Source organism: Mycobacterium sp. IS-1742, from assembly GCF_001500125.1.
In the GTDB taxonomy this organism is placed as follows: Bacteria; Actinomycetota; Actinomycetes; order Mycobacteriales; family Mycobacteriaceae; genus Mycobacterium.
This window is the reverse complement of the sequence record NZ_LQIV01000043.1, coordinates 182627-201788: the sequence shown is the minus strand read 5'-3', so window position 1 is coordinate 201788 and position 19162 is coordinate 182627. Positions and strand designations below refer to the sequence as shown.

The following is a 19162-nucleotide window of genomic DNA, read 5'->3' as shown; positions in this document are numbered from 1 at the left end:
CGCTGATGGTAGACCGCCGGGGCGACGCTCAGCGGTCGTCGGACACCGTGCTGAAGCGGCCGGAGTCCAGCGTGTGCAGGATCTCGGCGGCGATCCACCGCAGCGCATCCTCGTCCGCGGGGATGGTGGCCTGCTCGTATCCGACGAGGATGTAGACACACCACGCCGCGAAGACCTCCGCCTGCCTCTCGTCGCCGATGACCTCGAGCGAGGACTCGCGCATGATGTCGTACCGCTGCCGGTCGACCCCGGCCTGAACGGCGTGGACGTCGCGATCGATCGAGCTCCACAACCGGATCGCGGCCTCGGCGCCGTGCGGGAGTGCCAGAGCCTCCTCGATCAGCGTCTCGATGCGGCGGTGGGGATCGCTCACCGCGCGGACCGCCTCGATGATCCGCACCGTGCGCTGCTGGCGCCAGTACTCCACGAGCTCGCGGGTGTAGGCCGACCAGTTCGCGAAGTAGTGGTAGAACGACCCCGTCGTCACCCCGAGACGGTTACAGACCTCGGCGAGTTTCAGCCCGCCGTAGCCCTGGTCGGCGAGTACGGCGAGTCCGGTCTCGAAGTACCCCTCCCGAGTGACCACGGCCCCCATGGTCCGACACAGTAGTGGTTGAGGCTGATTTTTTGGCCGACGGCGCCATATGGCTCGCCGTGACGATTCGCCGGTTCGCCGCCGCAATTTGCTGGAAATGCACCCGCGGGTGCGGGGCCGACACCACGTGCAGGTCCCCGACGTTACCTATGGCACAATTTGACTGTGCCGCATACTGCCAGCCGAGGGCCGGGACGACCGCCCGCAGCGAAGGCCGCAGAGACACGTGAGCGCATTCTGCGTGCTGCGAGAGAGGTCTTCAGCGAACTCGGTTACGACGCTGCGACTTTCCAGGCAATTGCGATACGCGCCGATCTGACCCGTCCCGCGATCAACCATTACTTCGCGAGCAAACGCGTCCTCTATCGCGAGGTCGTCGAACAGACCAATGCGTGGGTTATTAGCGCGGGCATGGAACGTGCCCACGGTGAGAGCACGCTGCTGGGCCGACTGTCGGCGTTCTTCTCGGCCGCCATGCACGCCGAGTCCGAAGACCGTTCGGCCGCCGCGTTTCTCGTCACCTCGGTGCTCGAATCGCAGCGGCATCCCGATCTGCGCAGCGACGAACACGACGCGCTGCGGATGTCACGGTCGTTCGTGTCCTGGGCCGTCAACGACGCCATCGAACGCGGTGAACTCCAGACCGACACCGACATCCCGTCGCTCGTCGAGATGCTGGTCGCGGTGATGTGGGGGATGGGTTTCTACGCCGGGTACGTGGGCGGTCAACACGAACTCGCCGTCATCGTCGAGAAGTTCGAGTTGCTCATGGCCAACAAGTTGTGGCAGCTCAGCGTCTGACCGGGTGAGATCAGACACAATCAAATAGCTTGCCTAAGCTATTTCGGTAACATCGGAGTCCAATCCGTCTGTCACCGAGCGCCGCCCTGTGCGCGGCGAAAGGACCCCGATGAGCTCTTTGCGCACCGACGACGACACGTGGGACATCGCGACGAGCGTCGGGTCCACCGCGGTGATGGTGGCCGCCTCGCGCGCCGCCGAGACCGAACGCGATGAGGCGCTCATCCGGGATCCGTACGCGAGATTGCTGGTCAGTGGGGCGGGCACCGGCATCTGGGAGTCGGTCCTCGACGCGGACTTCGTCGCGAAGGTCGCCCAGGCCGACACCGAGGCCGCCGCGATCTTCGAGCACATGAACAGCTACCAGGCCGTGCGCACGCACTTCTTCGACGCCTTCTTCACCGCGGCCGGCGCGGCGGGCATCCGGCAGATCGTCATCCTCGCCTCCGGTCTGGACTCGCGTGCCTACCGCCTCGACTGGCCGTCGGGCACCACGGTGTACGAGATCGACCAGCCCAAGGTGCTCGAGTACAAGGCCGCCACCCTCGCCGAACACGGCGTCGAGCCCGTCGCCACCCGTCGCGAGGTGGCGATGGACCTGCGCTACGACTGGCCCGCCGCACTGCGCGGTGCGGGGTTCGACCCCGCCCAGCCGACCGCCTGGCTGGCCGAGGGACTGCTGATGTACCTGCCCGCCGACGCCCAGGACCGGCTGTTCGAGCAGATCACCGACCTGTCGGCGCCGGGCAGCCGCATCGCCGCCGAGACGGCGGGGGTGCAGGCCGACGACCGGCGCCAGGAGATGAGGGAGAGGTTCGAGCGCATCGCCGAGAAGTTCGAGATGACCGCCACCCTCGACATCCAGCAGCTCATCTACGAGGACCCCGACCGCGCCGACGTCGCGGACTGGCTCGACGCGCACGGCTGGACGGCCACCGCGGTCAGCTCGCAACAGGAGATGCGCCGGCTGGACCGGTGGGCCCTGCCCGCCGACCTGACCGACGACGAGGCGTTCTCGAACTTCGTCACCGCCGAGAGGCTGTCGTGAGACGGCACGCCACCGGCGTGTCGAACCTGGCGACGCGCGTCGGCCCCGAGGTGCTCACCACCGCGGCCGTCGCGAGCGTCACCGGGTGTGACGACCCCCTGGCCGCCGTGCTGCTCGACCGGCCCAAGGTCGTCGAGGTGCTGCAGCGGTCCGCGGAGCTCATCGACCGGGTGCCCGCGCTGGCCGCCGCCCACCACCAGATCGCCGACTACCACGCGACGCGCAGCCGCTTCTTCGACGCGGTCCTCGCCGAGGCCGCCGGATCGGGCATCCGTCAGTGCGTGGTGCTGGCGGCCGGGCTGGACACCCGGGCGTTCCGGCTGGCCTGGCCGGACGGCATGACGGTCTACGAGATCGACCAGCCGACGGTGCTGCGGTACAAGGAGAACGCGCTGACCGCACACGGCGCCCGGCCCGCCGCGGACTGGCACCCGGTGGGCGTCGAATTCGACGTGCCGTGGCCGACCCGGCTCTGGGAGTCGGGCTTCAACCACAACGAACCGACGATCTGGCTGGCCGAGGGCCTGCTCCCGCTGCCGGACGCCACGCAGGACGCGGTGATCTCAGAGATCGACGGGCTCAGCGCGGCAGGCAGCCGGATCGCATTCGACGACGTGCTCGGGATGTGCCCGGGCCGATCGGATGCGCCGGGCTGGCTGACGTCGCGGGGTTGGTGGACCGACGTCGTCGAGGCGCGGCACCTGCCGGAACTCTCGGGACGTCCCGACGACGACGCACAGTCCTACACCGCGCACGCGGTGCTGGTGACCGCCGAGAAAGTGGCGTAGCTCTCAGAGCCCCCAACCGGTTGGTTAGGATCGGGTCATCTCGGTCAGGAAGGACCAGCCATGACCACTGATTCCGCCCAGGCCACCCGGGCCACCACCGATATCCCCGCGGCCGTCGACCGTCTCCGCCGGACCTTCGCGACCGGCCGCACCCGCGACCTCGAATGGCGCCGACGCCAGCTGCGCGCGTTGGAGCGGCTCATGGTCGACAACGAGACGGCCATCGCCGCCGCGCTCGAAAAGGACCTCGGCCGCAAACCCTTCGAGGCATGGCTTGCCGACATCGCCAGCGTCGCCGGCGAGGCCAAGGACGCCGCCAAGAACCTGCGCACGTGGACCCGGCGCCGCTACCGAATGCTGGAGCTGTCACAGCTGCCCGGCCTCGGGTGGGTCGAGTACGAACCCTTCGGCACCGTGCTGATCATCGGCGCGTGGAACTTCCCGTTCGCGCTGACGCTCGGACCCGCCGTCGGGGCGATCGCCGCGGGCAACACCGTCGTGCTCAAACCCTCCGAGGTGGCGCCTGCCTGTTCGGCGTTGATGGCCGAGTTGGTGCCGCGCTACCTCGACACCGAGGCGATCACGGTGATCGAGGGCGACGGTTCGGTCAGCCAGGAACTCATCGCGCAGGGTTTCGACTACCTGCTCTACACCGGCGGCACCGAGATCGGCCGCAAGGTCTACGAGGGGGCCGCCCCGCACCTGACCCCCGTCACGCTGGAACTGGGCGGCAAGAGCCCGGTGATCGTGAGCGCCGACGCCGACCTCGACGTGGCCGCCAAACGCATCGCCTGGACGAAGCTGATCAACTCGGGGCAGATCTGCATCGCCCCCGATTACGTGCTGGCCGAGGCGCCGATCCGCGACCAGCTGGTCGACAAGATCAAGGCGGCGGTCGAGACCTTCGAGTCCGAGAACCCCGACGGCAAACGCATCGTCAACGAGCGGCACTTCGACCGGCTCACCACCGCGCTGGCCGCGACCAAGGGTGACGTGGTGATCGGCGGTGGCTCGGACGCGTCGAGGATCAGCATCCAGCCGACCGTCGTCGTGGATCCCGATCCCGCCGAGCCGCTGATGACCGACGAGATCTTCGGACCGATCCTGCCGATCGTGACGGTCCAAACCCTCGACGACGCAATCGCTTTCGTCAACGCGCGCCCGAAGCCGCTGGCCGCGTACCTGTTCACCAAGACCAAGGCGATCCGCGAGCGGGTGGTCAAGGACGTGTCGTCAGGGGGCATGGTGGTCAACCACCTGCTGTTCCACTTCGCCACGCACAAGCTGCCGTTCGGCGGTGTCGGGCCGTCCGGGATGGGCGCCTACCACGGTCGCTTCGGCTTCGAGACGTTCAGTCACAAGAAGTCCGTCATGACCAAACCCACCCGACCCGACGTGGGTGCCTTCATCTACCCGCCGTATACAGAGAAGGCATGGAAGCTCGCCCGTCGTCTCTTCTAGCGACATCACAGCTGAACCCGAAAGGAAAGCAATGCCAGGAGTGCAGGATCGCGTCATCGTCGTCACCGGAGCCGGCGGAGGGCTGGGCCGGGAGTACGCGCTGACGCTGGCCCGCGAGGGCGCCGCCGTCGTCGTCAACGACCTGGGCGGTGCGCGCGACGGCACCGGTGCGGGCTCGGCGATGGCCGATCAGGTCGTCGACGAGATCAAGGCCGCGGGCGGACGCGCCGCGGCCAACTACGACTCCGTCGCCGAACCCGAGGGCGCCGAGAACATCATCAAGACCGCGATCGACGAGTTCGGCAAGGTCGACGGTGTGGTCAGCAACGCGGGCATCCTGCGCGACGGCACGTTCCACAAGATGACGTACGAGAACTGGGACGCCGTGCTCAAGGTGCACCTGTACGGCGGGTATAACGTGATCCGCGCGGCGTGGCCGCACTTCCGTGAACAGAGCTTCGGTCGCGTCGTCGTCGCCACCTCGACCAGCGGGCTGTTCGGCAACTTCGGTCAGGCCAACTACGGCGCCGCGAAACTCGGCCTCGTCGGCCTGATCAACACGCTCGCCCAGGAGGGCGCGAAGTACAACATCAAGACCAACGCGGTCGCGCCGATCGCGGCGACCCGGATGACGCAGGACATCCTGCCGCCCGAGGTCTTCGAGAAGCTGACGCCGGAGTACGTGGCGCCGATCGTCGCCCACCTCATGACCGAGGAACTGACCGACACCGATTCGGTCTTCATCGTCGGCGGCGGCAAGGTGCAGCGGACCGCGCTGTTCCAGAACGAGGGTGTCACGTTCACCGAAGGGGTGCCGACCCTCGACGACGTCGCCGCCAAGTGGGGCGAGATCACCGATCTGTCGGCTGCGCAGCAGGCCAGCTTCAAGCTCGGCTGAGCGGGCATGAAAGCGCTTCTGGCGCAGGAACTCTCCGGACCCGCCGGGCTGGTCTACACCGACGTCGATGATCCCGTCCCGGGCGAGGCGGTGATCATCGACGTCGGCGCGGCCGGGGTCTGCTTCCCGGATCTGTTGCTGCTGCGCGGTGAGTACCAGCTCAAGCTGGACCCGCCGTTCATCCCCGGTATGGAGGTCGCCGGGACGGTCCGGTCTGCGCCTGAGTCGTCCGGACTGCAACCGGGACAACGGGTTTCGGCGTTCACGATGATGGGTGGGTTCGCCCAACGTGTGGCGGCGCTGCCCGACAGCGTGATCCCCACGCCCGACGGCGTCGACGACGCGTCGGCGGCGGCGCTGCTCGGGAACTACTACACGATGCAGTTCGCCCTGGCCCGCCGCGGCGGGCTGACGCCGGGCGAGACGGTGCTGGTGCTCGGGTCGGCCGGGGGCATCGGGACGGCGGCCATCCAGCTCGCGAAGGCGCAGGGCGCCACGGTGATCGCGATGGTGCACCGGTCCGGTGCCGAGGACTTCCTCCGTGGTGTCGGGGCGGATGTGGTGTTGCCGCTGGCCGACGGGTGGAAGCAGGCGGTCATGGACGCCACCGGCGGTCAGGGGGTCGACATCGTGGTCGACCCGATCGGTGGGCCCGCCTTCGACGACGCGGTGCGGGTGCTGGCGCCGGAGGGACGGCTGCTGGTCATCGGATTCGCCGCGGGCGGCGGGATTCCCACCGTCAAGGTGAACCGGCTGCTGCTGCGCAACGTGAGCGTCGTCGGGGTCGGGTGGGGCGAGTTCGTCCGGCGCAAGCCGAGCGCGCAGGCCGCCGTCGGCGCCGAGCTGGGCAGGCTGGTCGACGCGGGACTGCGCCCGCCGCCGCCGGTACGTTACGCGCTGTCGGACGGGCCGGCGGCGCTGCAGGCGCTGGCGGACCGCGAGATCAAGGGCAAGCTGGTCCTCGAACCGTGATGACGCTTCGCGCGAAGGACCGACGACGATGACGGTGCGTGCGTTGGCGTTCGACGTCTTCGGCACCGTCGTCGACTGGCGGTCCAGCGTCATCCGGGAACTCGAGGCGTTCGGGCGTGCGCACGCGGTGTCCGCCGACTGGCCGGCGTTCGCCGACGGCTGGCGGGCGGGGTACGTCCCGTCGATGGACCGGGTGCGCCGCGGCGAGTTGCCCTGGACGAAGCTCGACGACCTGCACCGGATGACGCTCGTCGATCTCCTTGGCGCCGAGGGCATTTCGGTCAGCGACGAGTCCGTCGACGAGCTCAACCGGGCGTGGCACCGGCTCGACCCGTGGCCGGACGCTGTCGAGGGGCTGACGCGGCTCAAGCGGCGGTTCGTGATCGCCACGCTCTCCAACGGCAACGTATCGCTGCTGACCAACATGGCGAAGCGGGCCGGGCTGCCGTGGGACGCCGTGATCTCGGCCGAGCTGTTCCGGCACTACAAGCCGGACGCCGAGGCCTATCGCGGCTGCGCCGACCTGCTCGGCATCGCCCCGCACGAGTTGATGCTCGTCGCCGCGCATTCGTCGGACCTGCGGGCCGCACGCGAGGCCGGGCTGCGGACCGGATTCGTGTTCCGCCCGCTCGAATACGGCCCGGACCGGCAGCGCCGGATGCCGGCGGAGGGCGAATTCGACCTGCTGGCAAGAGATTTTCTCGATCTGGCCGAGCAGCTCGGAGCCTGACCGGGCGGCGTACCGTGGGACCGTGGACACCGCGCTGACCAGGGCCCAACGGCTGCTCGTCGACCCGCCCGAACGCCCAGACGTCGGCAAGGGGTATCTCGACCTGCTGACCGACGGCGGCGACCGCAACACCGGGACCATCCAGGCGGTGTGGTCGTCGCGGCTCGGGTCGCTGGTCTACGACGGTTCCCAGACCCTGCTCCGACGGGTGTCGGCGGCGTGGCAGCTGCCGATCGAGTGGCTGAGCGTGCCGGTCGGGGGAGTGGCCCTCGACGTCGGCAGCGGTCCGGGCAACGTCACCGCGGCGCTGGGCCGCGCGGTTGGGCCGGGCGGGCTGGCGCTGGGCGTCGACATCTCCGAGCCGATGCTCGCCCGCGCGGTGCGTGCGGAGGCGGGCCCGAATGTCGGGTTCATGCGGGCCGATGCGCAGCGCTTGCCGCTCCGGGACGAATCCGTCGACGCGGTCGTCTCGGTGGCGATGCTGCAGCTGATCCCCGACCCGGCGGTCGCGCTCGCCGAGATGGTGCGGGTGCTGCGGCCCGGCCGGCGGATGGCGGTCATGGTGCCGACCGCGGGACAGTTGGCCCGTCTGATCAACCTGCTGCCCAACGCCGGTGCCCGGGTGTTCGACGAGGACGAACTGGGCGACACGCTCGAGAAGTTCGGTGTGGTCGGGGTGCGCACGAAGATGATGGGCACCGTGCAGTGGGTCCGGGGGCAACGCCGGTGAGCGCCGGTGGCATCCTCCTCGTCGCACTGGCGATCGCGGTCGGCATGGTCGGCATCGTGCTGCCGATCCTGCCCGGCACCCTGCTGGTGTTCGGCGCCATCGCGGTGTGGGCCGTCGTCGAGCAGAACCTGATCGCGTGGGTGACGCTCGGCGTGGTCACCGCGATCCTCGGCGCGGCGCTGCTGATCAAGTACCTGTGGCCGATGCGGCGGATGCGCGCCGCCGACGTCCGCACGATGAGCCTGGTGGCCGGCGGTGTGCTGGGGGTGATCGGGTTCTTCGTGATCCCTGTGCTGGGACTGGTGATCGGCTTCGTCGGCGGGGTGTACGTGGCCGAACTCGGCGTGCGCCGCGACCAACGGGTGGCGTGGGCGTCGACGGTGCACGCGGTCAAGGGTGTCGCGCTGTCGATGGGCGTCGAGCTGCTCGGGGCGCTGCTCGCGACGGTGGCATGGGTGGTGGGGGTCTACCTCACGTCGTAGGGACCGCCCTGGCGCGACACGATCACCCGCGGAGCGTCGACCGCAGCCGCGCGAGCTCCTCGTCCGTCACGCCCGCCGCCGACAGATATCCGTGAAGCGAGCCGTAGGACTCGACGATGGTGCGGCGCGCCGCGTCGAGATACTCCTCCCGCACGCCCAGAACGGATTCCGTCAACCGGGCTTCCGCCAGCTCCATGATCTCCGGGTTGTCGGCGGCGCGCTCCCGCATGGTGGCCAGGATGCTCTCCCGCAGCCGCGGGACGGCGTCGTTGCTGCGCAGGTAGTCGGCCAGCACCGCGTCGCGGTCCACGCCGGCTGCCTCGAGGACCACCGCGACGGTGAACCCCGTGCGGTCCTTGCCCGCGAAGCAGTGCGCCAGCACCCGGCGCCCCGAGCCCAGCAGCGCCACCACCTGCCGCACGGCGCGCTGGGCCAGCGGTGCGCCGGCGATGCGGCCGTACTCCTCGGTCATGTAGCGCGCGGCGGCGGCAGCGACCGACTCGCCGTCGGGTTTGTCGGTCATCATCCGTTGGAAGGCGTGCTCGTGCGGGGCCTCCCCGTCCGAGGCGACGGTCTCGATGAACGGCAGATGGTGTATGTCGACCCCGGCGGGCACCAGGCCGGGGCCGTGCCGCTCCAGTTCGCGCAGCGTGCGCAGATCGGCGACGTCGGTGACGCCGTAGCCGGTCAGCGCGGAGCGGCCGTCGTCGTCGAGTTTCGACAACTCGCTGGCGCGGAAGAACACGCCGGGGGCGACGCCCGTCCGCTCGGAGACGTCGCGGAAGTTCCACGCCCCCGAGAGTTCGTCGCCGGCCGAGGCCACTAGCGGCACACCGCTGCGGCGAACGGTGACTTCTCGCGGCCCAGTTCCGCGCGGGCGATCGTGCGCATGTGCACCTCGTCCGGACCGTCGAACAGCCGCATCGCCCGGTGCCAGGCGTACAGGCGCGCCAGCGGGAAGTCGTCGGACACCCCGGCGCCGCCGTGCACCTGGATCGCACGGTCGATGACGTCGCACGCCACCTGCGGCGCAACGGCCTTGATCTGGCTCACCAGCACGTGGGCGGCCTTGTTGCCCTGCTGGTCGATGGTCCACGCCGCCTTGTGGCACAGCAGCCGCGCTTGGTCGATCTCATTGCGGGACTTCGCAATAGCCTCACGCACCACGCCCTGCTCGGCCAGCGGCTTGCCGAACGCGACACGCTTCTGCACCCGGTCGATCATCAGCGCCAGCGCCCGCTCGGCCGCACCGAGCGCCCGCATGCAGTGGTGGATGCGGCCGGGCCCGAGCCGGGCCTGGGCGATCGCGAACCCGCTGCCCTCCTCGTGGAGCAGGTTCTCGACGGGCACGCGCACGTTGTCGAACACGATCTCGCAGTGCCCGTGCTGGTCCTGCCAGCCGAACACCGGAAGCGACCGCTGGATGTCGACGCCGGGCGTGTCGGCGGGCACCAGGATCATCGACTGCTGCTGATGCGATGCGGCGTCGCGGTTGGTGCGGCCCATCACGATCAGAATCTTGCAGCGCGGATCGGCGGCGCCGGTGATCCACCACTTGCGGCCGTTGATCACGTAATCCGAGCCGTCGCGCAGCATCGTCGTCTCGATGTTGCGGGCGTCGGAGGAGGCGACGGCCGGTTCGGTCATCGCGAAGGCGCTGCGGATCTCACCGTTCAGCAGCGGCTCCAGCCACTGCTTGTTCTGCTGCTCGTTGCCGAACAGGTGCAGGGTCTCCATGTTGCCGGTATCGGGGGCGGCGCAGTTGATCACCTCCGGGGCGATCTCCATGCTCCACCCCGACAGTTCGGCGAGCTCGGCGTACTCGAGGTTCGACAGCCCCGAGACCGACGGCAGGAACAGGTTCCACAGCCCGCGTTCCTTGGCCAGCTTCTTGAGGTCCTCGACGACCGGCGGGACGGTGTGGTCCTTCGGTCCGGCCTCCTCGCGGTAGCGGTGGTAGTCCGCCTCGGCGGGGAAGACGTACTCGGTCATGAAATCGGTGAGCCGCTCGTGGTAATCCTGCGCCTTGGCCGACATCGCGAAGTCCATGCCGTCACGATATGACGATGCATGCGGGCACCGTTCGTCGGGCCTCGTGCACGAGGCGTTCGGCCGCTACGCGAACGTGAAGTCGTGTGCGACAAACCGCCGGAAAGTCGAGCACAAGCTCACGTTCGGCGGGCGTCCTCAGTCGCTGAGCGACCGCGAGATCACCAGGCGTTGAATCTGATTGGTGCCCTCGAAGATCTGGGTGATCTTCGCTTCGCGCATATAGCGCTCGACGCGGAAGTCCCGGGTGTAGCCGACGCCGCCGAGCACCTGCACAGCATCGGTGGTCACCTTCATCGCGGCGTCGGTCGCCACCAGCTTCGCGACGCTGGCCTGCGTCGAGTACGGCAGGCCGAGGTCACGCCGCCGTGCCGCGTCCAGATAGGTGGCCCGCGCGCTCACCACGGCGGCGGCCATGTCGGCGAGCAGGAAGCCCAGGCCCTGGTGGTCGATGATCTTGCGGCCGAACGTCGTCCGCTCGTTGGCATACGCCGTCGCCTCGTCGAGTGCGGCCTGCGCCAGGCCGACGGCGACCGCCGCGATGCCGAGCCGACCGGAGTCCAGCGCGGAGAACGCGATCTGCAGTCCCTGACCCTCCGCGCCGATACGACGCGCGGCGTCGACGCGGGCCTGGTCGTAGTGTGCGGTGGTCGTCGGGACGGCGTGCAGCCCCATCTTCTCCTCCGGCTTGCCGAAGGACAGCCCCTGCTGATCACCCGGAATCAGGAAACAGCTGATCCCGCGCGACCCCTCGCCGGTCCGCGCGAACAGCGTGTAGAAGTCGGCCTTCCCGCCGTGGGTGATCCACGACTTCTCGCCGGTGATCACATAACCACCCTCGGAAGGCCTTGCCGCACAACGCAATGCCGCCGCATCGGAGCCGGCCTGCGGCTCGGACAGGCTGTACGCCCCGATCTGCGAACCGCTGAGCATCCCAGGCAGCCAGCGCTGCTTCTGCTCGTCGGTGCCGAACGCCAGCAGCGGGTGCGACGACAGGCTGTGCACGCTGACCGCCACGGCGACGGCCGCCCACCGCGCGGCGATCTCCTCGAGCACCTGCAGGTACACCTCGTAGGGCTGTCCGCCGCCGCCCCACTCCTCGGGCTGGGGCAGGCTCAACAGGCCCGCGGCGCCGAGTTGCGCGAAGACCCCGTCCGGATAGGTCTCGGACTTCTCGTGGGCGTCGACGATCGGGTCGAGCACATGAGCGGCGATATCACGGGTCAGCGCGATCAGGTCTTCGGCGTCGCCGGTGGGGAGCAGCCGCTCGACGGGCATCGGATGGCCTCCGGTGTTGTGCTGGACGGTTGTCACCTTACGGTCGGTCAGTCCGAGCGCCGATGCCAGGCGACGAAGTACAGCACCATCGCCGCGGTCAGCGACAGCAGAACCCACAGCACGAGGATCTGGTCGATCCACGCGCCGGGTGGCGGGGCGCCGGGCATGAAGTTGCGGATCGGCACGATCGCGAACAGGACCGCGGCGTACCAGGTCCCGAAGGGCGGCATGAACTTCCTTCGTCCGCGCAGCATCTCGATCGACACGAACAGCGCCAGGGCGGGCAGCGTGATCAGCACCAGGCACAACCCCAGGTCGAAGGCGAGCGCGCCGCGGCCCCGGGTCAACGTGATCGTCTGATAGTCGCCGTCGGTGGACGACTGGGTGGCCGGACCGCTGCGCTCGCTGGTGATGTCCCAGCCGTCCAGGCCGCCGGTCACCTCGAGGCGGGCCGGTTCGAACCGCCGGTCGTCACCGGTGCCGACCAGCACATCGGCCCCGAGCGCGCCGACCGTGTACTCGTCGAACGGCCACGCGTCCGGATCGCCGGTGACCTCGATCGTCGCCTGGGTCTCGGCGGGAAGCTCACCCTTCGGGGTCCGCAGATCCTCGATGCGCAGGTTGACCTCGTTCATGAACAGCCGCACCGCGATGTCGGTGTCGGCGACGTTGAGGTCGGTGTTCATGTGGTCGTCGGCCGGGAACACCACCACGTTGACGTCGAGTTTCTTCTCGACGGTGTGCAACGCCTCCAGGGTCACCTGGACGACGGTGTCGCTGCTTTCGCCGAGATCGGGCGGTCCGAGCGTCTCGGTCGATCCCGAGAGGTAGCGGTAGCCGAGCAGCGACGCCGCGTAGACGATCAGGATGATCAGTATCGTGCCGAGGCTCGCCAGCCGTACGCGCATCCTGTGGTGATCGTTCGACGGTTCATCGGTTGGCACGCGCACCGATGCTAGTGGTCCCGGACCCGTTCGGATCAGAGCGCCGCGAGGATGTCGTTGACCCGGTCGCGGGCGTCGCCGAACAGCATCTGGGTGTTCTGCCGGAAGAACAGCGGGTTCTGCACACCGGCGTATCCCGAGGCCATGGACCGTTTGAACACGACGACGTTGTCGGCGTTCCACACCGTCAGCACGGGCATGCCGGCGATGGGGCTGCCCGGGTCCTCGGACGCGGCGGGGTTGACGGTGTCGTTGGCGCCGATCACGAGGACGACCGCGGTGTCGTCGAAGTCGTCGTTGATCTCGTCCATCTCGAGCACGATGTCGTAGGGCACCTTGGCCTCGGCCAGCAGCACGTTCATGTGTCCGGGCAGCCGCCCGGCGACGGGGTGGATGCCGAACCGCACGTCGACCCCGCGTTCGCGCAGTTTGCGGGTCAGATCGGCGACACCGTACTGCGCTTGGGCGACGGCCATGCCGTAGCCCGGCGTGATGATCACCGAGTCGGCCCCCGCCAGCAGTTCGGCGACACCTTCCGCGGTGATCTCGCGGTGTTCGCCGTAGTCCTTGTCCTCGGCCGGGCCGGCTTCGATCCCGAAGCCGCCGGCGATGACCGAGATGAACGAGCGGTTCATCGCCTTGCACATGATGTAGGACAGGTAGGCACCGGAGGAGCCCACCAGGGCGCCGGTGACGATGAGCAGGTCGTTGGACAGCAGGAAGCCCGATGCGGCCGCGGCCCAGCCCGAATAGCTGTTGAGCATCGACACCACGACCGGCATGTCGCCGCCGCCGATCGAGGCGACCAGGTGCCAGCCCAGCAGCAGTGCGAGCACCGTCACGGCGATGAGCAACCACAGTTGCGGGTCGATGACGAACCACACCGTGAGCACGGCGAACAGGACCAGGGCGCCGATGTTGAGGATGTTCTTGCCGGGCAGCATCAGGGGTGCGGACTTCATCCGCGCCGAGAGCTTCAGGTTGGCCACGATCGAACCGGTGAACGTCACCGCGCCGATGAAGACGCCGACGAACACCTCGGCGGAGTGGATGCCGAGCATGCCTTCGGCGCCGAGCGCGGCGGCCTCGGCGCCGTCGGGCTCGCCCTCGACGTGCAGGTAGCCGTTCCAGCCGACCAACACCGCCGCCAGACCGACGAAGCTGTGCAGCAGCGCGATGAGTTCGGGCATGCCGGTCATCTCGACGATGCGTGCCCGCCACAGGCCGATCGCCGCGCCGACGGCCATGGCGCCGATCAGCAGCCCGGCGCCCAGCGTCCCGATGCCGTGATCGAAGGCGAGCACGACGGTCGCGACCAGCGCCACGGCCATGCCCGCCATCCCGAAGGTGTTGCCTGCCTTCGACGTCTCGTGTTTGGACAATCCGGCCAGCGCCAGGATGAACAGCAGGGCCGCGACGACGTAGGCCGATGTGGCGGCAGTCTCTACCGTGAACATGGGATCCGTTTCAGGGTCTCGAGGGAGGGATGCGCAGGCTAGCTGCGGGAGAACATGGCGAGCATGCGGCGCGTCACCGCGAATCCACCGAAGACGTTGATGCTGGCGACCAGGATCGCGACGGAGGCGAGCGCGGTGATCGCGACATCGTCGTGCCCGATCTGCAGCAGCGCGCCGACGACGATGATCCCGGAGATCGCGTTGGTCACCGACATCAGCGGGGTGTGCAGCGCGTGGTGCACGTTGCCGATCACGTAGTACCCGATCACGATCGCCAGCGCGAAGACCGTCAGGTGGACCTGCAACGCGGCCGGGGACGCCGCGATCAGCGCGAACAGGGCGGCCGCAGCGGCGAAGGTGATGCCCAGGCGGCGTCCCGTCGACATCGGTTGCCTGGCCGGCTTCGCTTCGGCCGGGGCGACGGGAGCCGCCGCGGCGACCGGGGCGGCGGACACCTGCACCGGTGGCGGCGGCCAGGTGATCTCGCCGTCGCGGACGACGGTCACCGAGCGCTGCACCACGTCGTCCCAGTCGAGCGTGAGTTGCCCGTCCTTCTCCGGCGTCAGCAGTTTCAGCAGGTTGACCAGGTTGGTCGCGTAGAGCTGGGACGCCGTCGCGGGCAGCCGCCCGGCCAGGTCGGTGTAGCCGATGATCGTCACCCCGTTGTCGGTGACGATCGCCTGATCCTTGACGGTGCCCTCGACGTTGCCTCCGTTGGCGGCCGCCATGTCGACGATCACGCTGCCCGGCTTCATCGACGCGACCATCTCCGCGGTGATGATCCGCGGCGCGGGACGGCCCGGGATCAACGCGGTGGTGACGATGATGTCGACGTCCTTGCACTGCTCGGCGTACAGGGCCGCCTCGCGAGCCTTGTAGTCCTCGCCCATCTCCTTGGCGTAGCCGGTGGTCGACACCTCGGCCGCCGCCGGATCGACCGCCAGGTACTCCCCGCCCAGCGAGGCGACCTGATCGGCGACCTCCGGCCGCGGATCGGTGGCCCGGACGACGGCGCCGAGGCTGCCGGCGGCCCCGATGGCCGCCAGGCCCGCGACGCCGGCGCCGACCACCAGCACCTTGGCGGGCGGCACCTTGCCCGCGGCGGTCACCTGGCCGGTGAAGAACCGGCCGAACGCGTGCGCGGCCTCCACCACCGCGCGGTAGCCGGCGATGTTGGCCATCGACGACAGCACGTCCAGGGACTGCGCCCGGGAGATCCGCGGTACGGCGTCCATGGCCAGCACCGTGATCCGGCGGGCCGAGAGCTTCTCGACGAGGTCGGGGTTCAGCGCCGGCGAGATCACCCCGACCAGCGTCGAGCCGTCCTTGAGCGCGGCGATCTCGGCGTCGGTCGGGGCGTTGACCTTGAGGACCACATCGGCGGACCAGGGATCGCCGATCTCGGCGCCGGCCTCGACGTAGGCGGCGTCGGAGAAACTGGAGGCGGCGCCTGCGCCGGATTCGACGACGACCGAGTAACCGAGCTTGATGATCTGCCCGACCGTCTGCGGTGTGGCGGCGACGCGGGTCTCACCCGGCTGAGATTCGCGTGGTATCGCGATGAGCATCGGCACAGTTTGGCATCCTTCCGGGCCGACTGCGTGGCCGCCCTACCAGGACAGGTCGGGTTCCTCCGGCCCGCACCGGAGATTTATCGACCCGGCGTCGACGCTCGTCGTCACGCTCACCCTGTCCGCGTCGGTGGGGTCGGCGAAGCGCACCGTTCCGGTGGTCCATCGGCGTACCCGATTGAGGGCCCAGGTGGCTCGGCAGGTCACCGCAACACCTGGTGCGCTCGCTGTAACGGTGCCCGTGTTCTCCTCGGAGCAGATCCGCAGCAGCGACGCCACACCGGCACGGGACAACACGGCGCGTCCGTCGGTGGTGACGACGAACCGGCACCGCCGCAGCACGTCAGGGGGAACCGGCCCGGCGTGGAGGCGATCGTCGGCGGCGCCGACGGCGGCCAGCAGCCGGGCGGCGTGTTCGCCGCGCACCCAGACGCCGACGTCCTCGGCGAGGAAGCAGCTGATCGTGGCGATCAGGGAGCCGACCGTGTGACCGGTGCCGTCGATGTCGACGGCGATGTCGGGCAGCGCGTAGCGCAATCCGCTGCGGCGGGCGTCCGGGTCGGTGATGCGGCGCGACAGCGCGACGGCCTCGGCGTTCTTGACCGCGGCCCGGTCGGGGACGTCGCGGCCCGCCCAGTCCGGCCCGTGGTGCCAGGCGACCGCGTCGGGGGCGTGGTGCAGCACCGCTCCGTTGGCCAGCGCGCGGTGCGCGAACTCCCAGTCCTCGCCGCCGTAGCCGACGAACGACGCGTCGAAGCCGCCGGTGTCGGTGAAGAGGTCGGCACTGCAGGACATGACCGAGCTGATCACGTAGCGGTAGGACCGGTGGTCGAGGTGGAGCAGGTCCGCGGTGGCCGTGTAGGCGTCGCTGAGCCAGCGCGGCTCCGGCAGCGGCCGCGGCGCCGTATCGGAGGCGGGGGCGTCGAGGTCCGCGTAGCGTCGCCGGCCCACCACCAACGCGTCCGGCAGCTGGGCCGGCAGCCGGGTGGCGGCGCGCAGGTAGTCGGGTTCGGGAACGGTGTCGGCGTCGAGGAAGCACAGCACGGCCGCATCCGCCGCCGCGGCGCCGAGATTGCGCGCCGCTGCCGCCCGGAATCCGCGATCCTCCTGCCGGACCACCCGGATGTCGAGCGGCGACCGGGGCAGCGAGGGCGCCCGGGCCGAGCCGTCGTCGGCGACGACCACCTGGACGAGGTGGGCGGGGTAGGTCTGCCGCGTGAGCGCCTCCAGTGTCCGGTCGAGTTCGCGGTGCTGGTTGTAGAAGGGGATGACGACGGCCACCGCGACGTCGGGGGTGGCGCGGCCCGCCATCAGGTCCCACCGATTGCCCGGGACCGTGAATCGGCCGTCGCTCAGCGGGATCGGCCGGGCGGTCATGAGTGCCACCGCTGCAGCAGCACGGCGTACTGCCGTGCGGCCGCGGCCGGGGACGGCCGGCAGTGCGTGCCGGGTGGCAGCCACGTCACCGCGGGACTGTCGAGGGCGCTCTCGAGCGCGTCACGCAGCCCGGCGGGGGTGTCCGGGTACAGCAGGACCGCACCGGGGTTGCGCGCCTCGAACTCCCGGGTGTAGCGGTTGGCGGGTGCGAGCGGACGCCGCCCGGCGCTGATCCAGGAGTTGAGCGACCCGGATGCCGACATGTGGCGGTGCGGGGCGACCGGCACCGTCACGGCGCGCAGCGCGGAGCAGACGTCGGCGTCGGCGAGGTGGCCGGTGACGTGGAAACGCCTTCCGCTGCGGGCACATTCACGGGTCAGCGCGTCGGCGAGGTCGGCGTGTCCCGCCGATGGGGCGCCCAGCGCGTGGATCTCGACGTCCGGTGCGGCGCCGGCCAGCGAGGCGATCACCTCGGCGTGTCCCTTGCCCGGGTAGAGGAAGCCGAAGACGCCGACAGTCCGCGCCTGGCCGGGGCGCGGTGGCTCGGCGCGGACCGGGCCCGCGGCGGACACGGGCAGCGGAACCACGGCGACCCGGCGCGCACGCAGGCCGCCCTCGACCATCAGCGCGCGCTCGTGCTCGCTGCTGACGACGACGCCGTCGACGAGGGCGGCCACCTCGGCGTACGCGGCGCACCGCCGGCCGTGGTGTGTTCCGTCCGACGGTTGCGGGAGGTCGTGCAGGGTCACGGTGATCCGCCCACCGCACCGGCGGATGTCGTGGACGAGCGCGCGCACCGCCTCGGCTGCCTGCTCCGGCGTGCCCCCGAAGAGGCGGTCGGTGAACTGCAGGTGCACCCCGCCGGGCGCCGCCACCCGCAGCGCGGCGTGGGCGGTGTGCACCATCGGGGCCTCGAATCCGTTGTTCCGCAGCGCGCGGACGAGCTCCCTGCCGAACCTGGTGACTCCGTGCGCGCCGGGTCCGGCGACCAGGTGGGTGACGGGCGCGTTCACCGGACCGGACCCGTCGCGGCCAGCCCGAGCAGATCCAGCGTCGCGGCGTGGCGTTCCAGCGCCAAGCCGATGTAGTCGGGATTAGCCTGATACCAGCGCATCTGGATGGCATGCACCTCCTGCGGCGTCCAGGTACGTTGCCCCTCTTGCCAATTCGGCCGAGGATCGGCATCGAAGCCGAGTGCCGCCGGCACCCGGGCCTCCAGGGGCGCGCGGATCGAGCCGAGCAGCGTCCGGGTCGGCGGCTCGACCGGAAGTGTGACATTTTGGTGACGCAGAATTCGCCGGGCCAGCTCGGTCAGCACGCCGTTACCGGGATGGTTGATGGTGTGTGCGGCGTCCGCACCCTGGCGGGCCAACACGTCGGACACCCCCACATCGGTGTGCGCGCGTTCCCGGCGGGCGAGTTCCTCGCGGCTGGCGCCGGCGACCGCCCGCACCTGCTCCGCCGACACCTCGACGTCCCACACGGCGTCGGCGGACCGGCGGTCGCGGGCGGCCACGATCGTGCGCAGATCGTGGTACGGCACCGGGGGAGGCGTCACCGACCGATCGGCCGGATGGCGCACGATGACCTGGAACGGGTACAGGCCCGCGTAGCGAATGACCGGCCACCGCAAGCCTTTTGCGCCGGCCGGGAGCCGCTCGGTCAACTGCGACGTGCCGAGCGGCAGGTCGCGGTAGTCGTCGCGGATGGGCTGACAGATGAGCAGCGCGGTCTCACTCAGCAGGTCGTCGAGGTGACGCAGATCGGACCGCTGCAGTTCGTGTACCGGCGGGATGCGGGCGGTGCGGTACGGCCGCTGGGGGACGCCGTCGAGGATCACCCGCAGCGCCTCGGCCTGACAGTTGCCGACGACCAGCCAGAGCGGCGACGACGGCGACGGCGGCGAACCGGGCGGCCGGTAGAAGTCCCGGTAGTGCCTTCTGCGGCCTGCGTCGTGGTCGTTCACCACATCGAGGGTAGG

The 19162-nt window shown here is 69.8% G+C and carries 19 protein-coding genes; 9 read left to right on the top strand and 10 right to left on the bottom strand.

All coding sequences use genetic code 11. The features are described from left to right. Positions 1–28: 28 nt before the first annotated feature. Entirely contained in the window at positions 29–595 is a 567-nt protein-coding gene (locus tag AU196_RS22865) for a TetR/AcrR family transcriptional regulator (RefSeq protein ID WP_059097353.1), read from the bottom strand. Between the two features lie 165 nt (positions 596–760). Here AU196_RS22865 and AU196_RS22860 point away from each other — a divergent pair, with 165 nt between their 5' ends. The 9 genes from AU196_RS22860 to AU196_RS22820 all read left to right on the top strand — a co-directional run bounded on the left by AU196_RS22860 (position 761) and on the right by AU196_RS22820 (position 8505). Further along, the gene (locus AU196_RS22860) at positions 761–1396 is read left to right on the top strand and encodes a TetR/AcrR family transcriptional regulator (RefSeq protein WP_059097352.1); all 636 of its coding nucleotides are present in this window, start codon (positions 761–763) and stop codon (positions 1394–1396) included. A gap of 109 nt (positions 1397–1505) precedes the next feature. Further along, on the top strand, positions 1506–2444 hold the full coding sequence (locus AU196_RS22855; RefSeq protein WP_059097351.1) for an SAM-dependent methyltransferase: 939 nt from the start codon (positions 1506–1508) through the stop codon (positions 2442–2444). Further along, complete coding sequence (locus AU196_RS22850) at positions 2441–3232, top strand: SAM-dependent methyltransferase (protein WP_059097350.1); 792 nt, start codon at positions 2441–2443, stop codon at positions 3230–3232. Before AU196_RS22855 ends, AU196_RS22850 begins: the two co-directional genes overlap by 4 nt. A 60-nt stretch (positions 3233–3292) precedes the next feature. Continuing rightward, positions 3293–4693 carry an aldehyde dehydrogenase family protein gene (locus tag AU196_RS22845; RefSeq protein ID WP_059097349.1) on the top strand — a complete coding sequence of 467 codons (1401 nt, stop codon included), beginning with the start codon at positions 3293–3295 and terminating at the stop codon, positions 4691–4693. Between the two features lie 31 nt (positions 4694–4724). Continuing rightward, the gene (locus tag AU196_RS22840) at positions 4725–5591 is read left to right on the top strand and encodes an SDR family oxidoreductase (protein WP_059097348.1); all 867 of its coding nucleotides are present in this window, start codon (positions 4725–4727) and stop codon (positions 5589–5591) included. A gap of 6 nt (positions 5592–5597) precedes the next feature. Further along, complete coding sequence (locus AU196_RS22835; protein WP_059097347.1) at positions 5598–6563, top strand: NADPH:quinone oxidoreductase family protein; 966 nt, start codon at positions 5598–5600, stop codon at positions 6561–6563. A 28-nt stretch (positions 6564–6591) separates the two neighbouring features. Then, positions 6592–7293, top strand: coding sequence for a haloacid dehalogenase type II (locus tag AU196_RS22830; RefSeq protein ID WP_059097346.1), 702 nt, complete (start codon positions 6592–6594; stop codon positions 7291–7293). Positions 7294–7315: 22 nt separating this feature from the next. After that, positions 7316–8023 carry a methyltransferase domain-containing protein gene (locus tag AU196_RS22825; protein ID WP_059097345.1) on the top strand — a complete coding sequence of 236 codons (708 nt, stop codon included), beginning with the start codon at positions 7316–7318 and terminating at the stop codon, positions 8021–8023. Then, complete coding sequence (locus AU196_RS22820) at positions 8020–8505, top strand: DUF456 domain-containing protein (protein ID WP_059097344.1); 486 nt, start codon at positions 8020–8022, stop codon at positions 8503–8505. Before AU196_RS22825 ends, AU196_RS22820 begins: the two co-directional genes overlap by 4 nt. Positions 8506–8527: 22 nt before the next feature. Here the strand turns inward: AU196_RS22820 and AU196_RS22815 are convergent, their stop codons facing one another. The 9 genes from AU196_RS22815 to AU196_RS22775 form a co-directional block, all read right to left on the bottom strand. After that, positions 8528–9328, bottom strand: a complete 801-nt coding sequence (locus AU196_RS22815) for a tyrosine-protein phosphatase (RefSeq protein ID WP_059097343.1) — start codon at positions 9326–9328, stop codon at positions 8528–8530. Beyond that, complete coding sequence (locus AU196_RS22810; RefSeq protein ID WP_197415880.1) at positions 9328–10542, bottom strand: acyl-CoA dehydrogenase family protein; 1215 nt, start codon at positions 10540–10542, stop codon at positions 9328–9330. The genes AU196_RS22815 and AU196_RS22810 overlap by 1 nt, the downstream gene beginning before the upstream one ends. Positions 10543–10692: 150 nt before the next feature. After that, positions 10693–11832 carry an acyl-CoA dehydrogenase family protein gene (locus AU196_RS22805; protein ID WP_059097398.1) on the bottom strand — a complete coding sequence of 380 codons (1140 nt, stop codon included), beginning with the start codon at positions 11830–11832 and terminating at the stop codon, positions 10693–10695. Between the two features lie 47 nt (positions 11833–11879). Then, positions 11880–12776 (bottom strand): DUF4436 domain-containing protein, encoded by an 897-nt coding sequence (locus tag AU196_RS22800; RefSeq protein WP_197415875.1) that lies wholly within the window; start codon positions 12774–12776, stop codon positions 11880–11882. Between the two features lie 35 nt (positions 12777–12811). After that, positions 12812–14233, bottom strand: a complete 1422-nt coding sequence (pntB, locus tag AU196_RS22795) for a Re/Si-specific NAD(P)(+) transhydrogenase subunit beta (RefSeq protein ID WP_059097340.1) — start codon at positions 14231–14233, stop codon at positions 12812–12814. Between the two features lie 38 nt (positions 14234–14271). Further along, positions 14272–15801 (bottom strand): Re/Si-specific NAD(P)(+) transhydrogenase subunit alpha, encoded by a 1530-nt coding sequence (locus tag AU196_RS22790; RefSeq protein WP_059097339.1) that lies wholly within the window; start codon positions 15799–15801, stop codon positions 14272–14274. A gap of 42 nt (positions 15802–15843) precedes the next feature. Beyond that, the gene (locus tag AU196_RS22785; protein WP_059097338.1) at positions 15844–17181 is read right to left on the bottom strand and encodes a glycosyltransferase; all 1338 of its coding nucleotides are present in this window, start codon (positions 17179–17181) and stop codon (positions 15844–15846) included. Continuing rightward, positions 17178–18194 carry a glycosyltransferase family protein gene (locus AU196_RS22780; protein ID WP_059097337.1) on the bottom strand — a complete coding sequence of 339 codons (1017 nt, stop codon included), beginning with the start codon at positions 18192–18194 and terminating at the stop codon, positions 17178–17180. The genes AU196_RS22785 and AU196_RS22780 overlap by 4 nt, the downstream gene beginning before the upstream one ends. Further along, entirely contained in the window at positions 18191–19147 is a 957-nt protein-coding gene (locus AU196_RS22775) for a WcbI family polysaccharide biosynthesis putative acetyltransferase (protein ID WP_231737683.1), read from the bottom strand. The genes AU196_RS22780 and AU196_RS22775 overlap by 4 nt, the downstream gene beginning before the upstream one ends. Positions 19148–19162 lie beyond the last annotated feature (15 nt).